At 76.1% G+C, this 8200-nt stretch carries 5 protein-coding genes and 1 pseudogene; all 6 read right to left on the reverse strand.

All coding sequences use genetic code 11. The features are described from left to right. Window positions 1–65 precede the first annotated feature (65 nt). Complete coding sequence (locus ABT084_RS26665) at window positions 66–1208, reverse strand: SUKH-4 family immunity protein (RefSeq protein WP_351048779.1); 1143 nt, start codon at window positions 1206–1208, stop codon at window positions 66–68. 296 nt (window positions 1209–1504) lie between these two features. Then, window positions 1505–2212 carry an AfsR/SARP family transcriptional regulator gene (locus tag ABT084_RS26670; protein ID WP_351048781.1) on the reverse strand — a complete coding sequence of 236 codons (708 nt, stop codon included), beginning with the start codon at window positions 2210–2212 and terminating at the stop codon, window positions 1505–1507. A gap of 215 nt (window positions 2213–2427) precedes the next feature. Then, window positions 2428–3927: a hypothetical protein gene (locus ABT084_RS26675; RefSeq protein ID WP_351048784.1), complete on the reverse strand. Its 1500-nt coding sequence runs from the start codon at window positions 3925–3927 to the stop codon at window positions 2428–2430. After that, window positions 3924–5384, reverse strand: a complete 1461-nt coding sequence (locus ABT084_RS26680; RefSeq protein ID WP_351048787.1) for a hypothetical protein — start codon at window positions 5382–5384, stop codon at window positions 3924–3926. The genes ABT084_RS26675 and ABT084_RS26680 overlap by 4 nt, the downstream gene beginning before the upstream one ends. Then, window positions 5381–7552 carry an ATP-binding protein gene (locus ABT084_RS26685; protein ID WP_351048790.1) on the reverse strand — a complete coding sequence of 724 codons (2172 nt, stop codon included), beginning with the start codon at window positions 7550–7552 and terminating at the stop codon, window positions 5381–5383. The genes ABT084_RS26680 and ABT084_RS26685 overlap by 4 nt, the downstream gene beginning before the upstream one ends. Then, window positions 7545–8200: pseudogene (locus tag ABT084_RS26690) on the reverse strand (hypothetical protein); the annotation flags it as partial. The pseudogene ABT084_RS26690 and the gene ABT084_RS26685, both read right to left, overlap by 8 nt.

Raw genomic sequence — 8200 nt, forward strand, 5'->3', positions numbered from 1 at the left:
GGCCCCTCGCTGCACTCCCCCGCCCCGGGCCGAGGCCCGGGGCGGGAAGCGGGGGAAGCCGCGGCTCAGTAGCCCTCGACCCCCAGCTCCACGATGGACGCGAAGACGTGCTCCCAGACCTCCGCGCCGGGCCCGGCCGCTTCGAGGACGTCCGGTTCGAGGGCGGACACCTCGGCGAGGAAGGCCCCGCTCCCGTCCTCCGCCGGATACGGGTCCCAGCACGCGCCCATGTAGCGGCGTACGGCCTCCAGCAGGCGCAGGAACGTTTCCGCATCCCGGGCGAACGGGAATGGAGCCGAGACGGCGCCCCCGCCCGGGTCCCCTCGTGTCAGCGACACCGCGCCCGTCTCCCCGTGGAGGAACACCTTCCCCTGGTCGCGGTATGCCAGCTCGAAGGTGCCCAGGTGCACCAGCCCCGCGTCATCGGGCGGCTGCGGGCCCTCCCGGTCGAAGGCGAGGGTGAAGGCCGTCACCCCGGCCGCCCAGTGCTGCGGCAGGCCGACCTCGGTGAGGAGGGCACGGGTCGGCGGATGGGCCAGGCCCGCGGGCAGCCGCTGTTCGGGCACCCGGATCATCAGGTCCGCGCCGAAGACGGCGTCCACCCGGGCGGCGTCCAGCGGCTCGCCCTCCGGGCCCGGAGCGGCGAACCACGGAAGCGCCGTGGCCTCGTCCCACGAATCGTGATCGGCGCCACCGGTCGGCCAACCGGTCTCCTGTACGGCCTCGTTGCGCTCCACGACCACGATGCCGCGCGCCTCGGCGATCAGGAAGCGGCCCGCGCCCAGGGCGACGGGCTCCTCCCAGGTGCCCGGGCAGTGCAGGGCCCAGGCGTCCTCGTCGGTGTCGAAGAGGAACGGTTCGTCCTGCTCGGGCTCCTCCGCGCGCTCCGCGAACTCGCCCGCGGCGGGCGCGGGACGGGCGGCGCCCGTGTCCAGGTCGAACCACCGCTGCGCGGTCCAGGTCGACCCGACCTCCAGCAGCGACCCGGCGCCCGCCGCCCCGCCGCTCTCCACCGGGTCGAGGATCGTGGCCGTCCAGTCGCCGCTCAGGTTGGGCTCGGCGCGGTACGAGCCCACCGGCCGCCACCAGGCCCACACCGTCCGCCAGGGCAGGCCCGGTTCGGCGGCCGCCACCCGGTCGGCGTACGCGTCCCGCCCGAGCACCTTGGCGGCGAAGTGCAACCGCGAGGCGAACTCGGGCCGCGTCACCTCCGTGGACCCGAAGACAGCCTCGGCCTGGGTGAAGACCTCGCGCCCCGCCCCGCCTCGGACGGAATCAGCAGCGGCAGCGGCGCCAGCACTGGCACCGGCACCGGCACCGGCATGGGCATGGGCATGGGCATCGGTATCGCGATCGGCCAGCTCTCGGGCGCGGGCCGGTCCGACGGACAGCAGGGCAGTGGGATCATCACAGGTCACGGCCGCATCTTGTCACCCACCACGCGCCCCGCCTTCCCCCCGAAGGTCCATCCGCGCGGGGAGGGCGGGAACGCCGGCAGGGCAGGTCAGTTGCGGCCGACGGCTGCCGCACTGCGCAGGCGCGGAATTCCATTGCGGCAGAACCGCGCTATCAGCTCGGACACCTCCCGCCCCGGATCCACCCCCAGCTCCCGCCGCGTCAGTTCGCGGTAGGCGTCGTACGTCCGCATCGCCTCGATCAGATTGCCCTCCGCCAAGTGGGCCTCGATCAGGGCCCGCTGGGCGCTCTCCCGCAAGGGCTCGGCCCCGACCGCAACCAGCGCCGATTCCACCGCCTCCGCGTGACGACCGGCCCGGCCCAGCTGGCGGCTGAGCGCCTCCAGCGCATGCAGCAGCCGCTGGCGGACCCGCTCCCGCTCCAGCAGCACCCAGTCGTCGTACCACCCCGGCAGCAGATCGAGGGCGTCCGTACGCCACTTGAGCGCGGACAGGTCCTCACCGGTGGCCGTGCCCCCGATGAGCCGCCCCGCCCAGCCGTAGAGGACGTAGAGGTCGACCACCGTGTGCTCACGCATCGCGAGCGAGCACTTGTCGGAGTCCAAGAGGTCGATCCCCGCGGCCTTGAGCCGCCACAGGGCCGAGCGGAGGTTGCCCGCCGCCCGCAGATCGTCGCCGGACGGCCACAGCGTGCCCGCCGCGTGCCGCCGCTCGACCCGGCCGCCGTTGAGGGCGACGAAGGCCAGTAGTCGCTTGCTCCCCTCCGGAACGTCCAGACGTCTGTCCCCATGCACCACGCGCGGCCCCCCGATGAGGTGGAGAGTCGGCCGGTCCCCTTGCCCGGGCCCTCCGGTCACTCCCGGCACCCGGACCAACGACTCTCTGAACGGCGTGCTCAACGCACCCGGCGCATTCAACGTGCTCGGCGTATTCATAGGCGGTCCCCCTGATAGAAAGCCCGCCATGGATACTATGTGCAGTGCGTCACGGATCAGTCACCGAGTGCTACAGATCAGTCGGTCGAGTGGGTCGCGCCCGCCTCCCCGGGGCTGTAGCAGAAGCGCTGCTGCCGCCGGACGAACGCCACCCAGTTGGTAACGGTCCTGCCTTCCGCGTCCGTCGGTACCAGGATGTCGACGGCGGCGGGCCGGTCCAGCGGGATGCGGTCCCGATGCTGGGCCTCCTCCACGGCCCGGGCGACATCGGCCAGGCTGCAGGAGCAGTACCGCACGTCCACCCGCGGCCCGAGGAAGGTCTCGATCCGGCCCGGCGCGGCCGCGGGACGCCACGGGGAAGGGGAAAGGGACGCGGTGTCGCCGCCACCGCTGTCGGGGGCCAGCGGCAGGTAGCCGGCGGGCGGGAGTTCGGTGATCCCCAGCCGTTCCAGGGTCTCCGGCTCCGACGCGTCGGCGGCGCCCGGCCCGAACAGCTGCCCCGCGTCGATGCCTTCGATGAGCAGGCCCAGTTCACGGCCCAGCTGCTCCTTGGTGTGACTCTGCAGGAAGGTCTGGCGGCCCAGCCGGGCCAGCTGTTCCAGCAGCGGCTGGAGGTCCGCGCCGGCCGGCGCCGGCGCGGCCGTCGACTCCGCCAACTGGCACTGGAACTGGAGGATCTGGGCCATGAAGACGTCCCAGGGCCGCATCCCGGCCCGCGACTGCCAGTAGCGGTACGGCGGGGGCGCGCCGCGCTCGCGGCGGGCGGTCCAGGTGTCGACCTGCCAGGCGGCGGCCGCCCCGGGGGCGCGGGTGAGCACCGCGAGCCGGACCCCCTTGGCCTTGCCCGTGACGGTGGGCGGCGTCCAGGTCGTGGGCAGGTCGGTGCTGCCGGGTCCGTAGGGCCAGGTGGAGTGTTCGGTGCGTTCCGCCGCGAAGAGGCGGGAGGCGAGCCAGTTGCGCCGGTGGTCCGCGGGAAGGTTGTCCAGCCCGGGCTCGGCGGCCTCGGTGAGCCGGATGCGTACGCCCTCGGCGCTGTAGGGGCTGCGCGTGGTGCCCGCGCCGGAGCAGGGGTCGTCGCAGTAGCTCCCCTGGACCGGGGCCTCACCGTACGGCCAGGTGGCGGGGACGGCCTCGACCCACCAGAAGGCGTTGGGTCCGGGTGTCAGCCCGCCCAGCGGGAGGGTGATCAGGCGCTGGGAGCGCAGCGGGCGGCCGTCGGGGGCGATGGCGAGGCCGCCGCCCACCCGCAGGGTGCCGTCCCGGACGCTGACCTCGTACCCCTCGGCCACGCCGGAGCCGCCCGCCTCGCCGACGGCCAAGGCGAGTTCGCGGGCGTAGTCCTGGATGCGGCCCAGGTGTTCGGCGCGCAGGAACAGGCCGTCGAAGGGGTTCAGCCGGTCGATGCCGCCGCCCGCCGTCGCGGGGGTGCCGTCCGAGGCGGGCGAACCCGCGCCCGCGGGGGCGGGGTTCGCGGGCGGGGCGGCCGGCGGGCCGGGATCGGACGCGGCGGACGCGCCGGACGGGACGGGGGGAACGGGCGGAACGGGGGGCGGGGCCGCGCCCTCGGTGACGGTCATTCCTCGGTCCTCCCGGTCGCCGACACGCGCGGCAGACGTACGGTGATGATGGCGTCGTTCCCTTCGTCGGCCGTGCCCGGTGGCCCGTCGACCACTCCGGCGAACGGCACCAACGGGTCCTTCCCGTAGAGCGGCTTGGAGCCGGTGCCGCGGACGCGGATGCGGACCGTCTCGTACGCGGGCCGCTGGTCGAGATCGACCTTCACCCGGTACCCGTCGGCGGAGACCCGGATCCCGGCGACCTCGTCGTCGGCCCAGCCCCGTCCCGCGTCGGACAGCGAGCTGATCTCCACTCCCTGGGGCTCCGCGGACCCCTGTGCGAGCGGCACGGTCACGTCGAAGCTCAGCACGGTGTGCTCCCGCGACCAGGCCAGGGAGTCCGGGACGAGCCGGGGCCCGCCCGCGTCCGGCGCGGCGGGAGCGCCGACCAGGCCGGGGGCCAGGCCGCACAGCAGCTCCTGGACCGTGGTGGTCGGCAGGACCGCGGTACGGACCCCCGCGTCGAGGGTCACCTCGCCGATCCGGACGCACTCCTCGTACTGCGTGACCTCCACGGTGAGCCGGGCCAGCACCACCGCCGCGTGATCCTCCGTCACCGGGGCCCGGGGCGGGCACGCGTCACCCTCCGCCCGCTCCGGCGCCTGCTCGGTGGCGTCGAGCGCGGCCAGCCGCCGGAAGGCGTCGAGCAGCGCCGGGGCGCGGCGCGGCGCGGGCACCCGCGCCACCTCGGCCGCGGCGCACCGGGCCTCCTCCCCCGCCCGGTCGCCCGGCCGGACCTCGTCCAGCCCGAGCAGGACCCGTACCCGGTGGTACGGCCGCCACGGGGCCGGGGCCTCCGAGCGGATCGTGATCCGGGCCGTCTCGACGATCCGCGAGAAGTCGTCGTGGCGCCGCGTCACGTCGCAGGGGTCGGCCAGGGCGGGCACCGGACGGTCCGGGCAGGCCGCGAACTCGGCGAGGACCCAGGCCTCCACGATCCGCGACGCGGGCGGGCACGGCGGCGTCTGCTCGGAGCTCGGCCCCGGGTCCGGCGGGGCGTGTCCGGGCTCCGGGTGGCGCGCCGCCCAGGCCGCGGCCCAGTCCGCCAGGGACACGCACCACGACGTGTCCAGGCTCAGTTCGCGCCCGAGGCCGTCCACGGCGAGGCCGGGCACCACGCGCAGCTCCCCGCCCTCCCGCTTCACCCCGAGGCCCCACACCACGCCCGGGCCGTGCAGCCAGGCGTTGTGCAGCATCTGTTTGCCGCGCGGATTCCCCATCAGGACACGGAAATCGTCCTCCCCGAGCAGCATCCCGAAGGCCACCCGCAGCGCGAGGAACGGGTTGGCCGCGAGCTCGTCCCCGGAACAGGGGCCGGGGTCGCAGACCGTGCCGCGGGAACCATCGGTGGGCAGGTCCGGGGCGGACGCGCCGCCGCAGCCGCACGGGGTGGTGCTGCCGGTGCCGAGCGCCGTCATGATCTCTCCTTCTGAGGGGGTCTGGGCCGATCGGAGGGGGCCACCGCCGGGGCGCCGGCCGCGGCTTCGGTTCCGGCCGCGGCTGCGGTTCCGGTTGCGGCTTCGGTTCCGGCGGTTGCGGTTGCTGCCGACGCCGCCGCGGTGACGCCGAGGGCCAGCGCGGCCCGCCGGTCCACGCGCGGGCCGCCGCCCGCCTCCGCCGGGTCCTCCGGGAACGGCCGCCCCGCCTTCGCGTACTCGCGCCGCAGCGCGTCGACGAGGTGCCGCTGGTGGATCGCGCTGCCCTGGTCGGCGGCGCGGAAGGCGCCGTCGATCGCGGCGTTGCGGATCCAGCCGCCCGGTACGGGGCAGCGCCGCGCGAGCGCCGCGAGGTCCACGTCCGGGTGCAACAGGCCCGGCGGCACATGGAGTTCCCACAGCCGACGGCGACCCTCCGCGTCCGGGAGCGGGAAGTCCACGACGAAGTCCATCCGGCGGATGAAGGCGGCGTCGATGTTCTGCCGCAGGTTGGTGGTCAGGACCGCGAGACCCTCGAAGCGGTCGAGGCGCTGGAGCAGGTAGGCCGTCTCCATGTTCGCGAACCGGTCGTTGGCCTCGGAGACCTCCGTACGGGTGGCGAAGAGGGCGTCGGCCTCGTCGAGGAGGAAGACGGACTGGGTGCGCTCGGCCACCTCGAAGCACGCGGCGAGGTTCTTCTCGGTCTCGCCGATGTACTTGGAGACCAGTTCGGACCCGTCGACGATCAGCAGGTCCCGCCCCGCCTCCCCCGCCAGTACCTCCGCGGCCAGCGACTTCCCGGTCCCCGGTGGTCCGGTCAGGAGCAGCCGGACCCCGCGGGTCGCCCGGGCGGCCTCGCGCAGCCGCCAGTCGTCCAGGACGAGTGCCTGGTGGCGCAGCCGGGCCACCGCGTCGCGGAGTTGGCGTCCCGACTCCCCGGCGAGCACCAGCCGGGACCAGTCGGCGCGCGGGGTGAGCAGGTCCGTACCCGGCGGCAGCAGCGCGGCGGCCCGCGCCCGGATGGCGCCGCGGACGTCCTGCTCGGCGCCGTCCCCCGGCTCCCCGAGGGTGGCGCGGCTGTGGACGTCGAGGGCGATCTGCGCCGTGAGCGCGGGGTCGAGGGGGTGCCGTGCGGCCAGGCCGGGAGCCTGCTCGGGCGTGTCGGGCAGGGCCGCGCGCCACGCCGTACGCCGGTCCTCGACGCCGATCGGGCCGACCGGCACCGTGAGGACGGGCCACTGCGGGCCGGGCCGGACGCTGCCGGGAGCCGCGCAGACGAGGAGGGGGCCGGGCAGCCGGTCCAGCGCGGGGGCCGCGGGCCCGGACCCGGCGGCCGGCGCGGGCGCGAGCAGCAGGGGCACCGCCCCGCGCACCGCCGCGTGCAGTCCCAGCAGCCCGATGGCCACCGGGTCGTCGGGGCGGGTGCGGGCCGCGGTCAGCCCGAGGCCCGCGGCCCGGGCCAGCGCCGCGCACCGGCTGAGGGCGACGGTCTCGTCCCGGTCCACGACCAGCAGGACGCGCGGTTCGGTGGAGCACAGGGCGGCGACGGCCCGGGCCGTCTCGGGACGGTCGAGCCAGGTGTCGAGACCGGCGACCACCGGTCCGGGGTCGACCGGGCCACCGAGTGCGGCGGGCCGGGCGGGATGGCCGTGCAGGGCCTCCCATAGCTGGTCGGCGAGGGTGAGGGAACGTTCGTGGAAGGGGCCTTCCCCGGTGAGGGCGAGGACGCCCCCGCGCACGGCGGCGCCTTCGTGGAGCAGCCTGCGCAGCACCGTCCTGGCCGGGTCCCCGGTGTCGCCGCCGGTGCCCGCGTGGTCGGTGAGCAGGCAGGCCAGGCCGACGCTGGGGTGGGGGGCGCCGTCCGGGTGCATCGCGCGGAAGGTCCGGGCCAGGCCTTCGTGTTCCCCGGGGAGCCCGGCGAGCAGGACCAGTTCGCACTCCAGGGGACTCAGCCCGAAGCGGTCCACGAGCCGTCCGAAGGGGGTGCCGAACAGCGGGGCGGCCTGGTCGGCCAGCACGGCCCGGCCCCCGGCGCCCTCGGCCCAGGCCCGCAGGAACGCCGAGGCGCCGCCGCCCGCTTCGGCGCTGCACGTGCGGTCCAGCAGGTCGGCGAGCCGGACGGCGACGGTGGCCGCGCGCGCCGACAGGTCGCGGCCGGTGCGGTCAGACATAGCGGTACCTCACGACCGCGCCGAGCCAGCCGAGCCAGCCCGGGTCGAGGTCCAGTCCGGCGCGGCGGACCGTGAGATCGGTGTCGGCGGCGGACAGGGTCGCCTCGATCCAGCCGGGCTCGGCGACGATCCGCCCCTCCCGGCGGGCCATCGCCGCGACCGCCTCCCGCGGGTCGGTCCCGGGGTGCTCTCCGTACAGGCGTACGGCGGTGACGCGGGCCCAGTCCGCGGCGAGTTCCTCGACCCTGGCGTCCTCGGCCGGGGTCGCGGGGGCCGCGGCCACGACAGTGGCGGCGCGGGCGGGGCCGAGCCCGGCCAGGGCGAGCAACGCCGCGTCGTCGGCCGCGAGCCCGGGCAGGAGGAGCCGCCCGACGCGGTACAGCACCCAGGACAACGGGCGGGCGGCGAGGTCGGGTTCGTCCAGCACCCGGTCGGGGAGGCCCGCTTCGGCAGCCGTGGCGAAGAGGAACAGCAGGGCGGTCCACCCGGTGTCGACCCCGGGCTCGGCGCCGGAGTCCGGGCCCGGGCCGTGCGGGGGCACGGGCGGCCGCGCGGGATGTCCGGCCTGCGACCCGGGCGGTACGGTCCCCCGCGCGCGGGGTCCGCCTGACGGCGGGGCGTCCGGGGCCGGGGGCGCCCCCGGGCTGG

This window comes from Streptomyces sp. NPDC002138 (assembly GCF_040296485.1).
Lineage (GTDB): Bacteria > Actinomycetota > Actinomycetes > Streptomycetales > Streptomycetaceae > Streptomyces.